Genomic DNA, 19307 nt, shown 5'->3' with positions numbered 1-19307 from the left:
CTCCACTCCACTGTCAACGGTGGCGCGGCGGTGTCTGCTCCAGGCGGCGCCTCACCGTCTCGTCCGTCACGTGTTCGAGCGCCTCCGCGGCAGTGGAGTAGGCGTACCCCTCCGGGTCCTCGTGGGCGAGCAGGCGTGCCAGTGCCTCCACCGCGCGCGGGTCCCGGCGTGCCGCGAGGCCACGGGCCGCCTCCGCCGCCGTGTCCGGGTCGCGGTCCTCCAGACGCGCCGCCAGGGCCTCGCGGATCTCCGGGGTGTCGGCCTCGATGCCGGCCAGTGCCATCGTCGCCCAGTCCCGCACCTCGTCGTCGGTGTCGCGGCTGAGCGCGATCAGGGCCGCCGCACCCTCCTCGTGGCCGGCGGGAACCAGGCCGACGAGGGAGATCGCCACCCGGTGGCGTACCTCCGTGTCGGGGTGATCCGCATGGCGCAGGATCTCCGGCAGCGCGGCCGGGTCGGCGTGGTGCCCCAGCCCCAGGACGGCCGCCTGGATCAGCTCGGGGTCCTCCGCCTCGCGCGCCAGCTGCCGCAGCAGCGGCAGGGCGCGGGCGGCGAAGGGCTTCCCGTCCTGCTCGAAACCGAGCTGCGCCAGTACGTCGGCGGCGAAGGCCTGCCGCAACGGTTCTCCGCTCGCGCACCAGGCGGCCGCCGCCTGGAACGTCTCCTCGTCACCGCGCCGCCACAGCGCGGCCAGCGCCTCCATCCAGTCGTCCCGGTCGGGGTCCCCACCGCGCAGGGCCCGACCGGCGAGCTCCTCGAAGGGCGTACGGATGCCGAGCTCCTGCTCCAGGAGAGTGACGATCGCGGCGTGCCCGGTCTGCCGCTCCTTGCCGGCCTGCGCCACCCCGTCCCGGATGAGCTCGACCACGACCGTTACGCCGCCGTCCTCCTCGATGCGGCGGGTGACGGTCTCGACCTTCGCGCCACCGCTCCCGTCCCCGGCCCCGAAGGACTTGAGCAGCTCCTCGCGCAGCTCCTGCTCCACGTCGACTTCGAGCCATCGCCGCGCCTCTGCCAGCGCCTCCTCGCGCGCGGACGCGCCGTGCCGCAGAAGGGCCCGTACGGTCTCGGTGGACCCCCGGTGCGCCGCGACCACCAGGGGCGGCTCGGTGCCGGGTCCCGGCAGGTCGGGGTCCGCGCCGTACTCCAAAAGCGCCTCCACGGTGTCCGAGTTCCCCTGCCGTACGGCCCAGGCCAAGGCGGTGAACTCGAATTCCTCGCGCAGATCCGGCGTCGCGCCCGCCGAGAGCAGCGCCTCCACGACCTCCGTATGGCCGCCCACCGCGGCGCCGCACAGCGGCAGGTCACCGGCTTCCGGGCCGCTCGCCCGGTTGGGGTCGGCGCCCGCGGCGAGCAGCAGCCGTACGATGCTGGGCCGGTTCTGCATGGCCGCCTCGTAGAGCGGGGTCGTGCCCTCTTCGTCGGGGGTCTCGGGCGAGATGCCGGACCTCAGCAGCCTTACGACGGTGTCGTCGTCGGCGTAGTACACCGCTTCGACCAGGGTCTGCGCGTCCGCTGTCGGATCGTTCGTCATGCTTCGACCCTACGTGTGCCCCTTCACGTATCGCATTCGAGAATCGTGCGGCACAGGGCGCACCGGACCCGCGCCCGGCCGCTTACCGGGACACGGATGCGCTGGTGGCAGGTCGGGCAGGGGAAGGAGACGCGCAGCGGCTCGCGGCCGCCGCCCTCGAAGGCGTACGAGAGGCCGGGGTCGGCCCGGCCGCCGTTCTCCTGGGCGTACCGCCGCTCCTTGGCGTACCGGCGGCGGCCCGCCCAGCCGGCGGCCGTGAGCGGCGGCTGCCGCTCGTCATGGCGGGCCTGCGCCAGGCCCTTGGTGTACGCCGTGTACGCCTGCGCGCTGGTGAACCAGGGCGACGGGTCCTCGCCGAAGGCGATCGCGCGCTTCGCCAGGACGTATCCGAACTCCTCCGGCGTCAGATAGCCGAGCTTCTGGCTGGACGCCCCGTCCTCGCGGAACGCGTCGAGCAGCAGCCAGCCCGCGCCCAGATACGTCGTCACGGTGTCGGTCAGGATCTCGTTGTCGCGCGTCCCGGCGAAGGCGAGGTCGAGCCGGTGCAGCAGGACGTGCGTGATCTCGTGGGCGAGGGCGGCCCCGATGTCGTTGCGGTGGGTCCTGAAACGTGAGTTGAGCTCGATGAAGTACTCGGGACCGGCGGCGAGCTCCACGCTCGCGGCGTGCTCCATCTCGCGGAAGCTCACGATCATGCGGGCGTCCGGCAGATGCAGGTGGTGGACGAGGGCGCGCGCCACACGCTGGGTGCCGAGGTGGAGATCGTCCTGGTCGGAGAAGGCGACGTCGACGGGGAAGACGCTCGGTGCGTAGGTGTGCACGCCGTCGTACGAGAGCCGTTTGTGGAGCGCCGTGAGGGCGGACCGCACGGTGGTCAGGTGCGGAAAGCCGTGCACGACCTCGCTGCCGCCACTCACGCCCGCACTCACCCCCACACGTCCTCACACGACGGTGAACAGATCTCCACTGTAAGCGGATCCGGCGGACCGCGGTGCGGATGAATACGGCCTCGGTGTGGCGGGTGTGGCTGGAAGCGTCTCTTGTCGGCCGGGCGGGCAACTCCACATAATCCAACGGCGAGTTGACGGGCTCATGCCATCAGTGTGCCGGTGTGGTGGCCGTCGTGCGCGCGCACAGCAGCAAACCAGCGAAACCCCCCCACGAAAGGCAGTTCGTTGAAGAACCTTCTGCGTGTCCTCAAGAGATGTGCGGCCGCCAGTGCCGTGGCCCTCGCCGCGATCAGCCTCCAGCCCGCGGGCGCATCCACCGCCTCCGCCGCACCGCCGCCCGTCGTCGGCGGAACCCCGGCCGCCCAGGGTGAATTCCCGTTCATGGTCCGGCTCTCCATGGGCTGCGGCGGGGCGCTCTACGCCAAGGACATCGTCCTGACCGCCGCCCACTGCGTGGACGGCTCGGGCAACAACACGAGCATCACCGCCACCGCCGGAGTGGTCGACCTCCAGAGCCCGAGCGCCATCAAGGTCAAGTCCACCAAGGTCCTCCAGGCACCCGGCTACAACGGCACCGGCAAGGACTGGGCGCTGATCAAGCTCGCCAAGCCGATCGACCTGCCCACCCTGAAGATCGCCGACACGACGGCGTACAACAAGGGCACCTTCACCGTGGCCGGCTGGGGCGCCAACCGCGAGGGCGGCAGCCAGCAGCGCTACATGCTCAAGGCCCAGGTCCCGTTCGTCTCCGACACCAGCTGCAAGCGGTCGTACTCCGACCTCGTGGCGGGCGAGGAGATCTGCGCCGGCTTCACCCAGGGCGGTGTCGACACGTGCCAGGGCGACTCGGGCGGCCCCATGTTCCGCAAGGACAACAACAACGCCTGGATCCAGGTCGGGATAGTCAGCTGGGGCAACGGGTGCGCGCGCCCCAACTACCCCGGTGTGTACACCGAGGTGTCGACCTTCGCCGCGGCCATCAAGTCGGCTGCCGCAGGTCTCTGACCCCCGCATGAGCGGTGAAGGGGCGGGGGTCGGACGCGTTAGTCCAACACCCGCCCCTTCTTTGTCCATAGGCCCCCTCGCACCACGCGGCGCATCGTGACGGTCACGGTTAACCGTCACCAGGAGGAGCGAGCGTGGATTCGTACGTACAGGGCCGTGGGCCGAGTCGCAGGACCGTGACGACTGCCACCGCACTGATCGGTCTCGGCGCGGTCGTGGCCACACCGGGCGCCGCGTTCGGCGCCGCGTCGTCGGGAGCGGGCGGAGCTGCCGGAGCCGCTGGAGCCGCCGGGACAGCGCTGCGCTCCCGTGAGCTGGAGGTGCGCGTCGACCCCGGCTTCCCCCGCATCGTCTCGTACACCGATCGCCATACCGGCGCGAAGCTGTACGGGCAGGAGGATCCGGTCACCTCGGTACTGATCGACGGAACCGCCCGTACGCCCCGGGTCACCGCCCGCGCCGACGGCGACCGCATCGCGTACGTCCTGGCCTTCGAGGGCGGCACCGAGATCCATGCGGAGATCCGGGTCACCGGCCGGCAGGTCGACTGGCGGATCACCAGGATCGCCGACACGGCCGCACTGCGCGTCGGCACCCTCCAGATCCCCTCCCTCGCCTTCCTGTCCGTACGCAGCGACCAGCCCGGCGCCACCCTGCTCGCCGCGAGGATCCAGCTGGACAAGGCCAAGAGCGGCGACACCCTCGTCAAGGTCACACCGGACACGGCCGCCGAGGCGGCGACCGGCTGTGCGTACGCCGTCGTCGCACACGACAGGCTGGGCGGGGCGCTGGAGACCAATACGTCGTACGACAAGCCCGACAGTGCGGCCGGCACCACCTGGGAGAACGGACGCCTGTGGCGTACCACTGTCCGCAAGGACGGCCACGTAAAGGCGCAACTGGCGTGCGGCCAGTGGACCCACCGGGCCGCGACCGCGCCCGCCGGTGCCACCGAGCCCCTTCCGTACGCCACCGTGATCATCACCGGTGACCGTAACGGCGACGGCCTCGTCGACTGGCAGGACGCCGCCATCGCCTTCCGCGACATCATGGTCACCCCGCTGGGCGCGGACGAACAGCACCTGCGCGTCGTCCCGCACATCCCCTTCAACTTCGCCAGCCAGGCCACCAACCCCTTCCTCGCCACGCTCGACAACGTCAAGCGGATCTCTCTCGCGACGGACGGACTGCGCCAGTACACGCTGCTCAAGGGCTATCAGTCGGAGGGGCACGACTCTGCCCACCCCGACTACGCGGGCAACCACAACAAGCGCGCGGGCGGGCTCGACGACCTCAACACCCTTGTCAGGGAGGGCAGGAAGTGGGGCAGCGACTTCGGCGTACATGTGAACGCCACCGAGTCCTACCCCGTCGCCAACGCCTTCTCCGAGACCCTCGTCGACAAGGCGAACGAGCAGTGGGACTGGCTCGACCAGAGCTACCGCATCGACCAGCGGCGCGACCTGGTCTCCGGCGACATCGTGAAGCGCTTCAAGGACCTGCGCGACGAGACCGATCCTGCCCTCAACATGCTGTACATCGATGTCTTCCGCGAGTCCGGCTGGACCTCGGACCGGCTCCAGCGGGCACTGCGCGAGCAGGGCTGGCAGATCACCACCGAGTGGGGACACGGCCTGGAACGCTCGTCCCTGTGGTCGCACTGGGCCACCGAGGTCGACTACGGCGGCGACACCTCGCGCGGCATCAACTCCCAGCTGATCCGCTTCATCCGCAACCACCAGAAGGACATCTTCGCCGACAAGTGGCCGACCCTGCTCGGCATCCCGCGCACAGGGAACTTCGAGGGCTGGGTCAACAAGACCGACTGGAACACCTTCTACCAGCTGATCTGGACCGACAGCCTGCCCGCCAAGTACCTCCAGGCGTACCCGGTGAAGACATGGGGCGCACACGAGATCACCTTCTTCGGACCGACCAGGACGGTGGTCGGCGACGCGGACGGAACCCGGCGCATCACCACCGACGGACGGCTCGTATACGACGGCGGGCGCTATCTCCTGCCGTGGGAGCCGCGCAGAGCCACGGACCCGGCGAAGCTCTACCACTACAACCCGGCGGGCGGCAGCAGCAGCTGGCAGCTGCCGCGCGGCTGGGCGGGCGCGTCGAAGGTGGCGCTCTACAAGCTCACCGACCAGGGCCGGGTGTACGTCCGCGAGCTGCCGGTCCGCTCCGGCAAGGTCACCGTCGACGCCGAGGCGAAGCAGCCGTACGTCCTCTACCGCACCCAGGTGCCGCCGCCCGGCGCCCCGGACTGGGGGCAGGCCACCCCGCTGTACGACCCGGGCTTCAACTCCGGCTCTCTGGAGGGGTGGACGGTCAGCGGTCCCGCCTCGGTGGAGCTGAGCCGGACGGGCGATTACGAGCTGGTCATCGGCGCGGGCGGGGCGGCAGCCGTCGGCCGGCGCCTCGCGCGCCTCGCACCCGGGACGTACGCCGCCTCCGTACAGGTCGAGGTGGGGGCGAAGGCGGGGGAGCGGCGACGGGCCGCGCTCACGGTACGGACCGCCGACGGGGCAACGGCGGAGAACTGGACCGATACGTCCACGGCCGTCAACCTCGTCGCCGCCGACCGTAAGCACGACACCCGCTTCCAGCGGATGTTCACGTACTTCACCGTGCCGGAGGGCGGGGGTCCGGTCGACCTCACTCTGCGGGCCGAGGCGGGCGACGCACGGGTGCGCTTCGACAACGTACGGATCGTCGCCGCCACGCGGTCCACCAAGGCGGGCACGGTGGCCTTCGAGGACTTCCAGCACGTGCCGCAGGGGTGGGGCGTATTCGTGAAGGGCGACGCGGGCGGCTCCACCGACCCGCGCACCCACATCGCGCAGCGGCATGCCCCCTTCACGCAGCGCGGCTGGAACGGCAAGGCCATCGACGACGTCATCGACGGCTCCGAATCGCTCAAGTCGCGCGGCGAGAACAAGGGCCTGGTCTACCGGACCGTGCAGCACACCGTCCGGTTCGAGGCGGGCAAGCGCTACCGGGTGTCCTTCCGCTACGAGAACGAGAAGGCCGGGCAGTACGCCTGGATCACGGGAGTGGACGACCGGGACCTGGCCGGCCTGCCGTTGCCGATAGCCACGGAACCCACCGTGTTCTCCTACGAATTCACGGCAGCCCCGAAGGGTGAGCCATGGGTCGGCCTGCGCAAGGTGGGCGACGACGGGGTGGCGGAGTTCGTACTGGACGCCTTCGAGGTACGAGAGCTGTAGCTCGCAGCCGGAGCGGCCACGCCCCCGGGACTGGGGGCGTGGCTTCGGCTGTGTGCGGGCTGGGTCAGGAGACCGCCGTCAGGTACATCCCGGACGCGCCGGAGCCCGCCGTGTTGCGGCAGGTGTAGTTGCCGGTCGGCTTGGCGTAGATCAGGGCGAGGCAGCGGCCCTGTCCGAGCTGCCCGAAGTAATTGGGGTGCACGGACTCCTGTACGGGGCCCTGGGTTCCGTTGCTGTCGATCCAGCGCGCCCACTCGCTGGTCGTCGCCGACGCCGGCTGCGTGGCACTCACCTGCTTCGCTGCCTTGGCGCAGACCTCACGGCCCTGCAGCATGTCGCGAAGGTCCAGGAACTGTGCCCCCTTGGCGGCGGCGACGCCCTTGAGGCGGTTGGCGATCTGCGGGACGAGTGAGTCGCGCGCCCAGTCGGAGTCCTTGTTCCAGAACGGGCAGCCGCCGGTGTTCGTGCGGCTCCAGCCGGACTCGACGTAGCGGTTGTCGGCGGCGCGGGGGATGGGGGAGGGGTAGGACTGCAGGACGATGCGGTAGCCGGCGGCCGCATAGCCGGCGCCGGACATCACCGCGCGTATCTCGTCGATCGACTTGCCGACATTCGCCATCACCGTGTCGATCTTCGCGTCGACGGCCTGCTGTTGGTCGTCGTGGCAGTACGAGTACCAGATGATGTAGTCCGTCGCGCAGCTCGTGATGATGTCGGCGAAGCCGAGGTCGTTGCCGCCGATCGACAGTGCGATCGTCTTGACGTTGTTCGCGGCGGCGACGGCCGCGAGCTGGTCGGCCTGCGGGGCCTCGCCCTTGTACGACTGGCCGCCGTTCGAGGACCGGAAGACGTTCGCGGTGGTGGCGCCCGAGCAGGCGATGTTGACCAGTGCCTGCGTGGTGCCGGTGGCGCTGCGTACCTCGGCGGAGTCGGAACGGTGGCAGCCGTTCGCGGCGGTTGTGCCGTAGACCCGGCTCGGGTCGTATCCGCTGCCGGTCCAGGCCCGGTCGGTGCCGTCACGACTGCCGCTGTTGGTGAGGCTGTTGCCCTGCCACCGGCCGGCCTCCCCGGAGATGTAGCTGTCGCCCATGGAGACGATCGCGGTGGGCCCGGAGGTCGGGTCGGCGGCCGAGGTACCCGCGCCCGTGGTCACCAGGCCGGTGATCGCGAGGACCGCGGCGGCGAGGCAGCGGCTCTTGCTGCGGCTCCCGCTGCGGGTCTTGCTGCGGTTCGGTCTGGGTGGGCCGGAGGTACGTGTGGACGTGCGGAATCCGGTCACGACGGAACTCCTGCGGTCGGCCATGCCTGGCGGTATGGCGTGTCGATGAGGGTGGGCCGCCGGCCGGTGGCATGCGGAATCTGACACGCCGCGGTTTGTTACCGCTAGGTAGCTGCACGTCTCGGTTGTGTTACGTCGCCGAGTGCGGAGCTGGGCTTGATGCCGCGGTGGGGGTGGGGGTGGGCTGCTCGCTCAGCTCAGCTCCACGCGGCCCCCGCCCCCGCCTTCCAGCTCCAGGACCCAGAGCTCGTTCACGCCCTCGCGCAGCACAGGGCCGGGTACGTACAACGACTTCTGCGGCCCGGCAGCCCAGTACGCCCCAGACAGAAGCCGTTCACCCAGACGAAGCCCCGCTCCCAGCCCGGCAGTACGATCGACGCGTCCCCCACGCCACGAACCTGGAACACGCCCCGGAAAAGCCCGCCTGTACCGGCGCCTGGACCGGCCTCTGTACCGGCGGCCGCCCCCGCAGGTTCTTCCAGCGCCCGGAAGGCCACTTTCGCCACCGTGCCCGCGTCGTCGAAGGCGTCCAGGCTCAGCCCCCGAGCCCGTACGCCGTGCACGTACTGCCGCTCGTGCAGTACGCCGCCCGTGATGCCCTTGGACTCGGCGAAACGGGGCCCGTAGTTGACCCGGCCCAGCGACTCCACCCACAGCTCCACCGAAGCGGGCCCCGCCACCGGCTCCTCCAGTGCCGTATACGACCCGGCCCCTCCCTCCCCGTTCAGTACGCCCGCCCGCACCCCGTCGACGTACACCACAGCCCGGTCCCGCAGACCCGTCACACCCAGTGGGTACGCCTGCCGCGGCCCCGGCACGTCAAGGCGGTAGCGGACCAGTCCCCGGTCCACGCCCAGCTCCTCGAACGTCGGCGGCATCGCGGCCTCGGTCTCCGTACCGCCGAGCACGTCGATGACGTCACCGAGCGGCGACCACCCGGTGAACTCCACCCGGGCCGGCTCACCCAGCAAGGCGGGCGCGAGCGGCACGTCGGGCAGCGGGGCGTCTCCGACGCCGTCCCGGTGGAGCGCCAGGATGTCCCGGAACAGCCAGAACTTCTCCGTGGGACGGCCGTACTCGTCGATCGGCGCGTCGTAGTCGTACGACGTGACAGTGGGCCGGAGCTCCCCGTCGTGCAGCGCCCCGGACCGGTTCGCCCCCGACCAACCCGCGAAATTCGTGCCCCCGTGCGCCATATAGATGTTGACGGAGGCACCGCATTCGAGGATCTCGTGCAGCGTGGCCGCCGCGTCGGCGGCATCCCGTACGACATGCTCCGAGCCCCAGTGATCGAACCAGCCGCACCAGAACTCCATGCACATCAGCGGGCCGGACGGGCGATACCGCCGCAGCGCATCGAAGCCCTCCCGCGCCCCCGAACCGAAGTTCGCCGTCGCCAGCACCCCAGGCACCGAACCGCCGCTCAGCATGTGGTCCTCGGGCCCGTCGGAGGTGAACAGCGCCGCCGTGACACCGCACTCGCGCAGCAGCCCCGTCAGATGCCGCAGATAGACCTGGTCGGAGCCGTAACTGCCGTACTCGTTCTCTACCTGCACCATGATCACCGGGCCGCCCCGGTCGATCTGCCGCTCCACCACCTGCGGCAGCAACACCCCGAACCACCGCTCCACATGCGCCAGATACTCCGCGTCGCGCGTCCGTACCCGCGTACCCAGCGGCCCTGTCAGCCAGTGCGGCAGCCCGCCGTTCTCCCACTCGGCGCAGATGTACGGACCCGGGCGCACGATCGCCCACAGCCCCGCCTCCCGCGCCGCGTCCAGGAACCGGCCGAGCGCCTCCACGCCACGGAACCGGCCAGGCTCCGGCTCATGCAGATTCCACGGTACGTACGTCTCCACGCAGTTGAGCCCCATCGCCCGCAGCATCGCGAGCCGGTGCCCCCACTGCCCCTCGTGCACACGGAAATAGTGCAACGCCCCCGACAGCAGCCGCACCGGCCGCCCGTCCAGCAGAAAGTCCGACTCACCCACCGTGAAGTCAGCCACGGTCCCCGCCTCTCGCTCCACCAACAGCGTCTCCACTTCACCCCCTGGCGGCAGAGCGGTCCATGGACAAAGATCAGCGCTGTTTGGACGCAACGGAACGCCGGCGGAAGCCAACGGGACGCCACCTGAATGCCACCCGGGCGAGCAGGGAGGAAGAAAAGCGGATGTACCACACCTGGATGCGCTATTTCACCCCCAGTCCCACCCACCACCGCCTCGGCCTGGTCTGCCTCGGTGTCGGACTCCAGCACGGCACGCTGCCCACAGTCGGCCCACGCACCCTCGACCACCACGTGGCCGTCGTCGTCAGCGCCGGCAGCGGCTGGTTCCGCGGCGCGGACGGGCACCGTACCGCTGTCACCGCACCCGCACTGATCTGGCTCATACCGGGCACCCCGCACCACTACGGGCCCGACCCGGCCACCGGCTGGGACGAAAGCTTCGTCGACTTCACCGGCCCGGCCACCGCGACGTACACCGAACTCGGCTACATAGAACCCGACCGCCCCGTCGTCCCCCTCGCCGACACCGCCGCCGCCCGCGCCGCCGTCGGCCGCATCGCCCGCGCCGCACGCCGAGGCAACCCCCTCCTCGAAGTCGAGACCGGGGCCGCCGTCCACGAACTCCTCGTCGCCCTGCGCCGCGCCCGCGCCGACGTCGGAGCCGACGGAGACCCCGTACTCCAGGCCCTCGCCCGCGACGCCTTCCAGCCCCTGACGGTCGCCGAACACGCCGCACGCCACGGCATGACCCCCGCCGAACTGCGCGCCGCCGTACGCCGCGGCGCCGGATGCAGCCCCAAGGACTACCTCCTCGGCATCCGCCTCGGCCGCGCCAAGGAACTCCTCGCCGCCACGGAACTCCCCGTCGCCGCCGTCGCCCGCCGCGTCGGCTACGACGACCCCGCGTACTTCTCCCGCCTCTTCACCCGCCGCGTCGGCATTGCCCCCGTCCGTTTCCGCGCACAGCAGGGCCGCACCGTCCACGGCGGCTGGAGCCACCAGATCCCAGATCCCGAACACCCGCCCACCATCGCGACGGGACCGACGTAAGCTCCCTGACCATGACCTCCAGCGAAATCGACGAGTCCGTCATCGCCGAACTGAGCCGGCTGCGCGACAGCATCGACAACATCGACGCCGCCGTTGTCCACATGCTCGCCGAGCGCTTCAAATGCACCCAGCAGGTCGGCCACCTCAAAGCACAGCACAAGCTCCCACCGGCCGACCCGGCCCGCGAGGCCCGCCAGATCGTCCGCCTGCGCGAACTGGCCGAGAACGCCAAACTGGACCCGGCATTCGCGGAGAAACTGCTCAATTTCATCATCGCGGAGGTCATCCGCCACCACGAAACGATCGCGAAGTCATAGATCCCCGCCCCTGACCGGCGCACCCCAGGGGCCCGAAGGGGACATGCACCGCGACTGCCCGGCCGAGAAGCGGCGTACACACGCCCGCTGTGCCACGCGCAAGCCATCAGGCAGCATGTCCCCATGTCCGTACTGACGCGCGACGAAGCGCAGACCCGAGCCCAGCTCCTCGACGTCCACCGGTACACGATCGAACTCGATCTCACCCGCGGCGACGAGACCTTCGACTCCCGCACCGTCATCCAGTTCTCCGCACACACCGCCGGGGACACCTTCGTCGAGCTCAAGCCCGCCGTCCTGCGCAACGTCACCCTCGACGGACAGCCACTCGACCCCGAAGCGCTCGCCGAAAACCGCCTCGCCCTCACCGGACTCACCCCGGGCGAACACGAGCTGCGCATCGAAGCCGACATGCACTACTCCCGCACCGGCGAAGGCATGCACCGCTTCACCGACCCCACCGACGGCGAAACGTACGTCTACACCCAGCTCTTCATGGAAGACGTCCAGCGCGTCTTCGCCGCCTTCGACCAGCCCGACCTCAAGGCCGCCTTCGCCCTGACCGTCACCGCCCCCGAAGGCTGGACCGTCCTCGGCAACGGCAACGCCGAACACCACGGCGCAGGCCGCTGGACACTCGCCCCGACACCCCTCATCTCCACCTACCTCGTCGCCGTCGCCGCAGGCCCCTGGCACTCCGTACGCACCGAACACCGCGGCCTGCCCTTCGGCATCCACTGCCGCCGCTCCCTCGCGCCGTACATGAACATCGACGCCGACGAAATCCTCGACATCACCCGCGCCTGCTACGACCGCTACCACGAGAAGTTCGAAGAGCCCTACCCCTTCGACTCCTACGACCAGGCCTTCGTCCCCGAATTCAACGCGGGCGCCATGGAAAACCCCGGCCTCGTCACCTTCCGCGACGAATTCATCTACCGCTCCGCCGTCACCGACACCGAACGCCAGACCCGCGCCATGGTCATCTCCCACGAGATGGCCCACATGTGGTTCGGCGACCTCGTCACCCTCCAGTGGTGGGACGACATCTGGCTCAACGAGTCCTTCGCCGAATACATGGGCTACCAGACCCTCACCGAAGCCACGCGCTTCGCCGACACCTGGACCGACTTCGCCGTCGCCCGCAAGGGCTGGGGATACGACGCCGACCAACGCCCCTCCACCCACCCCGTCGCCCCCGACCCGGACGCCGTCCCCGACACCGCGTCCGCCATGCTCAACTTCGACGGCATCTCCTACGCCAAGGGCGCCTCCGCCCTCCGCCAGCTCGTCGCCTGGCTCGGCGAAAAGGACTTCCTGGCCGGCATCAACACCCACTTCGCCCGCCACAAATTCGCCAACGCCACCCTCGCCGACTTCATCGACAACCTCGCCTCCGCCACCGACCGCGACGTCCACGCCTGGGCCGAGCGGTGGCTGCGCACCACCGGCGTCGACACCCTCACCCCCCGGCCCGTCGAATCCGACGGCTACTGGCACCTCACCGTCGACCAGGACGGCAACCGCCCCCACCGCATCGCCATCGGCGCCTACGACCACGACCTGGTCGACGGCCAAAACCTCGTCCTGCGCGAACGATTCGAAATCGACGTACCCCAGGGCGAGTCCGTGACCGTACGACCCGGCCGCCGCCCCGCCCTCGTCATCCTCAACGACGGCGACCTCACCTACGCCAAGGTCCGCCTCGACGACGAATCCGAGGAACGGGTACTGCGCACCCTCTCCGGCGTCCCCGACCCCCTCACCCGCGCCGTCGTATGGAACTGCCTGCGCGACATGGTCCGCGACGGCGAACTCGAACCCGCCGCCTACCTGGCCACCGCCGGCGCCCACCTCCCGCACGAGACAGACCTCGCCATCGTCCAGGGCGTCCTCGGCTTCGCCGCCACCCAGATCACCGACCGCTACCTCGACGCCACCGGCCGCCCCGCCGCCCTCGCCACCCTCACCTCCATCTGCCGCGACCTCATCCGCCGCACAGAGGACGGCAACGCACCGGGCCTGCGCCTCACCGCCGTACGCCACTTCATCGACGCAGCCACCCGGCCCGAAGCCATCCACGACTGGCTCACCTCCGGCAGCATCCCCGGCGGCCCCGAACTCGACCCCGAACTGCGCTGGCGCATCCTGCGCCGCCTCGCCGTCCTCGGCGCCACCGACGAAACCGCCATCGCCGCCGAACTCGACCGCGACCCCAGCGCCACCGGCCAGGAAGGTGCCGCCCGCTGCCGCGCCGCGCTCCCGGACGCCGCGACCAAGGCCGCCGCCTGGGCCCGCATGTTCGAGGACGACACCCTCTCCAACTACCTCTTCACCGCCACGGCCCAGGGCTTCTGGCAGCCCGAACAGGCCGACCTCGTACGGCCCTACATCACCCGCTACTACCGCGACGCGACTGCGACCGCCGACCGCCGAGGCCCCGCCATCGCTGAAGCAGCAGGCCGTTACGCATTCCCCGCGTTCGCCGTCGACCCGGAATCCCTGCGCCTCGGCGAGGACTTCGTACGCGACAACGAAATGATCCCGGCCCTGCGCCGCAAACTCGTAGACCAACTCGACGACCTGCGCCGCGCGCTGGCGGTACGGGGCCTCTGACGCGCCTGAGGCCTTGAGGCCCCGGCTCTTGCCCCACCCCGCCCCTTCCCCAAACTGGGGGCAAGCCCCCAGACCCCCGGAGAGGCTGGATTACCAGCCCCCCGGGGGTCCCCCTGGACGTAGCCCTTGGGGGAGTTCGAGGAGCGGGGTCTGGGGCGGAGCCCCCCCGCGGCGGCAGCCGCAAAATGTCGCAGCCGGGAAGAATGGGGTCTCCCCTGCTCGAACGAAGTCGAGAGCTCGGGGAAGGGTAGGGGAACAGCGCCGCAGGCACCCGCACCCGGCCAAACCCTCCGCAACCGCCCACCCCACCAGTCCCCGACCCGCCCCACCGGCCGCACCCGCCCCCATATCAGCCCAGCCCCCTCCAACCCCCCTCCTCACCCCCCAAATACCACTTTCGGGTCCAGCTCGTTGAGCTCTGCGGACGCACCGGCTCACGCCTGTACACGCTGGTGTGCCAGCCAAGCGCGCAGCCCGAAGGACCCCGCAATGAGTACGCCGCCAACCGGCACCCCCCTCCCGCCCCTCGCCGGCGGCAAGGACGGGCCGGCCGCCCTGCGGCCACTCCTCGCCACCGTCCTCGACGCCCTCCACGAAGGAGCCGTCGCCCGCGGCGGACCACTCCCCGCCGGCGGCCCCGACGCCGTCGCGACGCGCCTGCGCAACGCCGCCGAACCCGTACTCCCCACCACAGGCACCGGCGCCGAAGAAGCCCTCCGTACCCTCGTCCGCGCTCTCACCGAAGGCGCCGCCGACCCCGCCGACCCCCTCTGCGCCGCTCACCTGCACTGCCCACCGCTCGCCGTCGCCACCGCAGCCGACCTCGCCGCGTCCGCGCTCAACGCATCCCTGGACTCCTGGGACCAAGCGCCCGCCGCCTCCGTACTGGAAGCCCAAGTGGCCCGTACGCTCGCCGCCGAGGTCTACCCCGACGGCCCCGCCCCCGACGCCCTCGTCACCACCGGCGGCACCGAAGCCAACCAGCTCGCCCTCCTCCTCGCCCGCGAACGCCACGGCGCCGTACAGCTCGTCTGCGGAGCCAACGCCCACCACTCACTGCGCCGCGCCGCCTGGCTCCTCGGCCTCCCCGAGCCGGTCACCGTCCCCGCCCCCGCAGGCGTCATCGACCTGATCACACTCGACGAAGCCCTCACCGACCTGCACCACCCCGTGCTCGTAGCCGCCACCGCAGGCACCACCGACACCGGCCAGATCGACCCGCTCCCCGAAATCGCCGACCTCTGCGCGCAGCACAACGCCGAACTCCACATCGACGCCGCATACGGCGGGCCCCTCCTCTTCAGCGACACCCACAAGACCCGGCTCACCGGCCTGGCCCGCGCCCACACCGTCGCCCTCGACCTGCACAAACTCGGCTGGCAACCCATCGCCGCAGGCCTCCTCGCCGTACCCGACACCGCCAACCTGAGCAGCCTCACCCACCAGGCCGACTACCTCAACGCCGACGACGACACCGAAGCCGGCCTCCCCGACCTCCTCGGCCGGTCCCTCCGTACGACCCGACGCCCCGACGTCCTCAAAGTCGCCGTCACACTCCGCGCACTCGGCCGCCAAGGACTCGCCGACCTCGTCGACCGCACCTGCGCCGCCGCACAGCACCTCGCCGACCTCGTCGACAAGAACCCCGGCCTGGAGCTCTACGACCGCCCCACCATCAGCACCGTGCTCTTCCGCCCCACCCACGCCACCGACGACGACATCGCCGCAACCCGCCGCACCCTCCTCACCGAAGGCCGCGCAGTCCTGGGCCGCGCCCGCGCCGACAACCGCCTCTGGCTGAAAGCCACCCTGCTCAACCCGCACACCACCCCCAGCGACCTGGAAGCCCTCCTGTCACACCTGCCACCCACGCGACACCTACCAACCACGCCACACCTGCCACTCCCGGAAGGCATTGCCCACCGATGACCGCCGCGCCCCCGCCCCAAGAGCCCTCCCCCTACGCCCAAGGGGCGTGGGGGGACCCCCATCCGCCCCACGACCTGGTGGGCATCGGCATCGGCCCGTTCAACCTCTCCCTCGCCGCCCTCGCAGACGGCGTACACGGAGGCCTCGCCACCGCCTTCTACGAACAGCGCCCCACCTTCCACTGGCACCCAGGCCTCCTCATCGAAGGCGCCACCCTCCAAGTCCCCTTCCTCGCCGACCTGGTCACCCTCGTCGACCCCGCAAGCCCCTGGTCCTTCCTCAACTACCTGCGCACCCGCGAGCGGCTCTTCCCCTTCTACTTCGCCGAGCGCTTCCACATCCAGCGCGCCGAATACGACGCCTACTGCCGCTGGGTCAGCTCCGCCCTCCCCGGCCTCCACTTCAGCCACCAGGTCGACGCCGTCCGCTGGAACGCCGAACGCGGCGCCTTCGAAGTCGACTTCACCCAACTCGGCGCCGACGGCGAAGCCGAAGCCCTCGGCCGCGCCTACACCCGCAACGTCGCCCTCGGCGTCGGCACAGAACCCTGCATCCCCGAACCCCTCAAACCACTCGCCGAAGCCCCCGCCGTCCCCGTCATCCACTCCTCCGCATACCTGGACCACCGAGACCGCCTCCTCGCCGCCGGGCACATCACCGTCATCGGCTCGGGCCAGTCCGGCGCCGAAATCTTCCTCGACCTCCTCCGTGCCCGCCCCGCCGGCCACGAGAAGATCACCTGGCTCGCCCGCACCGAAGCATTCGCCCCCATGGAGTACTCCAAGCTCGGCCTGGAACACTTCACCCCCGACTACACCCGCTACTTCCACTCCCTGCCCGAGTCCGCCCGCGACGAACTCGTACCCCGCCAGTGGCAGCTCCACAAAGGCATCGACGCCGACACCATCGCCGCCATCCACAACGAGCTCTACCAGCGCACCCTCCACGGCGGCTGGCCCGACGCCGTCCTCACCCCCGGAGTGTCCGTACGTACGGCAGGCCGCGTCGCCACCAGCAAGGTCGAACTCCACCTCGAACACCTCCAGCAAGGCACCCGATCCCGCATCACCACCGACGCCGTCGTCCTCGCCACCGGCTACCGCGAACGCCCCCTCGGACAACTCCTCGCCGGCCTGGACCCCTACATCCGCCGCGACGCCGCCGAGCGCCCCCGCATCGACGACCAGTTCCGCCTCGTGCTCGACCCCACGATCACCGGCTCGGTGTACGTACAGAACGCCGAACGGCACACCCACGGCGTAGGAGCACCGGACCTCGGCCTCGCGGCGTGGCGCAGCGCGACGATCCTCAACTCCCTGACCGGCAAGGAGCCCTACCCCCTGCCGAGCCGAACGGCATTCACCAGCTTCGGCCTGGAACGCCGCGAAGCCCCAAAAATCCCGTCCCAACAACCCGTTCTGACACCACTGGTCCAGAGCAACTGAAAACGCCGGACGGGCTGAAAGTCCAGCCCGTCCGGCGCTTGAGCCACGAAAGCCACGCCCCGCACCCCGCCTAAAACACCGGCGTACCCTCCCGCGTGAGCCTCCACCCCACCACAGCGAACTCCGCCGGATCCACCGTCCCCTTCCCCTTCACCCACGTAATGATCGTGTTCCGGATCTCCTCCGAATTCGCCCACAACTGCTTCGACCCCGCGATGTGCGGAAACGCCCCGCCACCACTCGCCCGGTAGTTGTTGACCGCCAGCACGAACTGCGCCGCCCCGTCCACCGGCTTCCCGTCGAACGACAGCTTCACCACCCGCGAACCAGCCGGCTTGGCAATATCGATCTCATACGTCAGACCCGGACCCGACACCACGTCGTAGTTGTAGTCGGGAATGCCCCCCGCATTCGTCAGCTTCGCCGTATCCACCGGCGCCCCCGCCGCCGTCTGCACGTAATACCGCGCCGAGAACTCCAGGTAATCCTTCAGCTGAGCACCACTCACCAGCCGTGCCTCAAGCGTGTTCTCGAACGGATACAGACCCGCCGCATCCTTGATCGTCACCTCGCCCGCAGGCACCACCGCACTCCGCGAGAAACACGACGCCTGCGACAGCACAGGCAACGCCGCATACGCGCCCCCCGCCAGCGCCGCCTTCACCGTCTCCGCCTGAACATGGTTGATCAGATCAATGAGCGGCTCGTCCTTCCACGCCGCCTCCGCCGTCGTCATCGCCACCGTGGACGTACCAATCACCTGGTTGACGTACGCCACGACCTTCTCGTGCTCATCACCCAGCAGCTTCGTGATCTCCGGGTCCTCCTCCACCGTGTTGGAGTTGAGAACCTTCGCCCCCACCTTCTCCACCACCCAGCGGCCCTTCGCCCACACCAGATCGAAGTCGAACAGCGTCAGCCGCTGCCCCCACTTGAGCGGCTCCGACAGAACAACCTTCTTGCCTGTCTCCTTGTTCGCCACGAAGTACTCGGCGATCTCCGTATGCGCATGCCCGACCAGAATCGCGTCGATCCCCGCCACCTGCTCGGCCACCAGACCCGCCGCATTCTCGACGTACGGAAGCTGGTCACCGTACGACGACGTGCCGCTCGACCCCGAGTGCGCCGACACTATGACGACATCCGCACCCATGGACCGCAGCTTCGGCACCCACTTCGCCGCCTGCTCCTCCAGCCCCGGGAACGTCATCTTCCCCTGCACATTCGCCTTGTCCCAGATCGCGATACCCGGATTCGTCAGCCCGAGAACCGCCACCCGCACATCACGACCGCACGGCGTCCGCAGCCGCTTCATGAAGTACGGAGGAAACGCCGGCCGGAGCGTCTTGGCGTCCAGCGCATTCGCACCCAGCAGCGGAAAATCGCACTGCTCCTCGAACTTCCGCAGCACCGGAATGCCGTAATTGAATTCGTGATTGCCGAGAGCCGCCGCGTCGTACCCGATGGCATTCATAGACTGCGCCATCGGGTGCACAGGGCCGTGCTCCGCCGTGATCGGGTCGACCTTGGCGTAGTAGTACGACAACTGGGTGCCCTGGATGGTGTCGCCCGCGTCAATGAGCATCGTGTTACGGCGGCCCTTCTCCTCCCGGATCCGGTTCACCAGGGTCGAGATCTTCGCCAGACCCACATCGTTGTGCGCCTTGTCGTCGAACTCCTTGTCCGTGAAGTAGTCCCAGTTGAAGACATTGCCGTGCAGGTCGGTCGTCCCCATGACAGTGAACGAGTACCGCTTCGGCGAACGCCCACGACCCTCCGCGGGCGCCGCCTCCGCGGCCGCGGCCACGCCCCCTCCCGCGATCGCCACACCAGCCCCCGCAGCAGCGGCAGCGGCCGAACGGCCCAGAAACGTCCTACGGTTCAGCGGCATCTTCTCTCCTAGATCCATTGCACAATGACGCGCGTAGATTCTGGCCC

General features: G+C 69.9%; 11 protein-coding genes and 1 pseudogene. 7 read left to right on the top strand and 5 right to left on the bottom strand.

What is annotated here, in order from left to right; genetic code table 11:
- Nucleotides 1–13: 13 nt before the first annotated feature.
- Nucleotides 14–1534, bottom strand: coding sequence for an ankyrin repeat domain-containing protein (locus PXH83_RS05280; RefSeq protein WP_274557223.1), 1521 nt, complete (start codon nt 1532–1534; stop codon nt 14–16).
- 23 nt (nt 1535–1557) lie between these two features.
- Nucleotides 1558–2463 (bottom strand): hypothetical protein, encoded by a 906-nt coding sequence (locus tag PXH83_RS05275; protein ID WP_274557220.1) that lies wholly within the window; start codon nt 2461–2463, stop codon nt 1558–1560.
- A 246-nt stretch (nt 2464–2709) separates the two neighbouring features.
- Between PXH83_RS05275 and PXH83_RS05270 the strand changes: the two genes are divergently transcribed.
- Together PXH83_RS05270 and PXH83_RS05265 are read left to right on the top strand one after the other, a co-directional pair.
- Nucleotides 2710–3489: a S1 family peptidase gene (locus PXH83_RS05270; RefSeq protein WP_274557218.1), complete on the top strand. Its 780-nt coding sequence runs from the start codon at nt 2710–2712 to the stop codon at nt 3487–3489.
- A gap of 134 nt (nt 3490–3623) precedes the next feature.
- Nucleotides 3624–6725: an endo-alpha-N-acetylgalactosaminidase family protein gene (locus tag PXH83_RS05265; protein WP_274557216.1), complete on the top strand. Its 3102-nt coding sequence runs from the start codon at nt 3624–3626 to the stop codon at nt 6723–6725.
- A gap of 64 nt (nt 6726–6789) precedes the next feature.
- Here PXH83_RS05265 and PXH83_RS05260 read toward each other — a convergent pair whose 3' ends face one another.
- On the bottom strand, nt 6790–8004 hold the full coding sequence (locus tag PXH83_RS05260) for a GDSL-type esterase/lipase family protein (protein ID WP_274557214.1): 1215 nt from the start codon (nt 8002–8004) through the stop codon (nt 6790–6792).
- A gap of 192 nt (nt 8005–8196) precedes the next feature.
- Nucleotides 8197–10010, bottom strand: a pseudogene (locus PXH83_RS05255) (glycoside hydrolase family 35 protein).
- Nucleotides 10011–10174: 164 nt separating this feature from the next.
- On the opposite strand from PXH83_RS05255, the gene PXH83_RS05250 reads away from it, so the two are divergent.
- From PXH83_RS05250 to PXH83_RS05230, 5 genes are all read left to right on the top strand, one after another.
- Entirely contained in the window at nt 10175–11062 is an 888-nt protein-coding gene (locus PXH83_RS05250) for a helix-turn-helix domain-containing protein (RefSeq protein WP_274557212.1), read from the top strand.
- Between the two features lie 11 nt (nt 11063–11073).
- Nucleotides 11074–11379 carry a chorismate mutase gene (locus PXH83_RS05245; RefSeq protein WP_214914674.1) on the top strand — a complete coding sequence of 102 codons (306 nt, stop codon included), beginning with the start codon at nt 11074–11076 and terminating at the stop codon, nt 11377–11379.
- Nucleotides 11380–11502: 123 nt separating this feature from the next.
- A complete protein-coding gene (pepN, locus tag PXH83_RS05240) occupies nt 11503–13995 on the top strand; it encodes an aminopeptidase N (RefSeq protein ID WP_274557208.1) in 2493 nt (830 codons plus the stop codon).
- Between the two features lie 489 nt (nt 13996–14484).
- On the top strand, nt 14485–15924 hold the full coding sequence (locus tag PXH83_RS05235; protein WP_274557206.1) for a pyridoxal phosphate-dependent decarboxylase family protein: 1440 nt from the start codon (nt 14485–14487) through the stop codon (nt 15922–15924).
- On the top strand, nt 15921–17369 hold the full coding sequence (locus tag PXH83_RS05230; RefSeq protein WP_274557204.1) for a lysine N(6)-hydroxylase/L-ornithine N(5)-oxygenase family protein: 1449 nt from the start codon (nt 15921–15923) through the stop codon (nt 17367–17369). The genes PXH83_RS05235 and PXH83_RS05230 overlap by 4 nt, the downstream gene beginning before the upstream one ends.
- A gap of 70 nt (nt 17370–17439) precedes the next feature.
- On the opposite strand, the gene PXH83_RS05225 is transcribed toward PXH83_RS05230, so the two are convergent.
- Nucleotides 17440–19260, bottom strand: coding sequence for a bifunctional metallophosphatase/5'-nucleotidase (locus PXH83_RS05225; RefSeq protein ID WP_274557202.1), 1821 nt, complete (start codon nt 19258–19260; stop codon nt 17440–17442).
- Nucleotides 19261–19307: the final 47 nt, after the last annotated feature.

It is taken from the genome of Streptomyces spiramyceticus (genome assembly GCF_028807635.1).
GTDB classification, from domain to species: Bacteria; Actinomycetota; Actinomycetes; order Streptomycetales; family Streptomycetaceae; genus Streptomyces; species Streptomyces spiramyceticus.
Note: the sequence above shows the minus strand (reverse complement) of the source record. Positions and strands in the feature narration are given on the sequence as shown.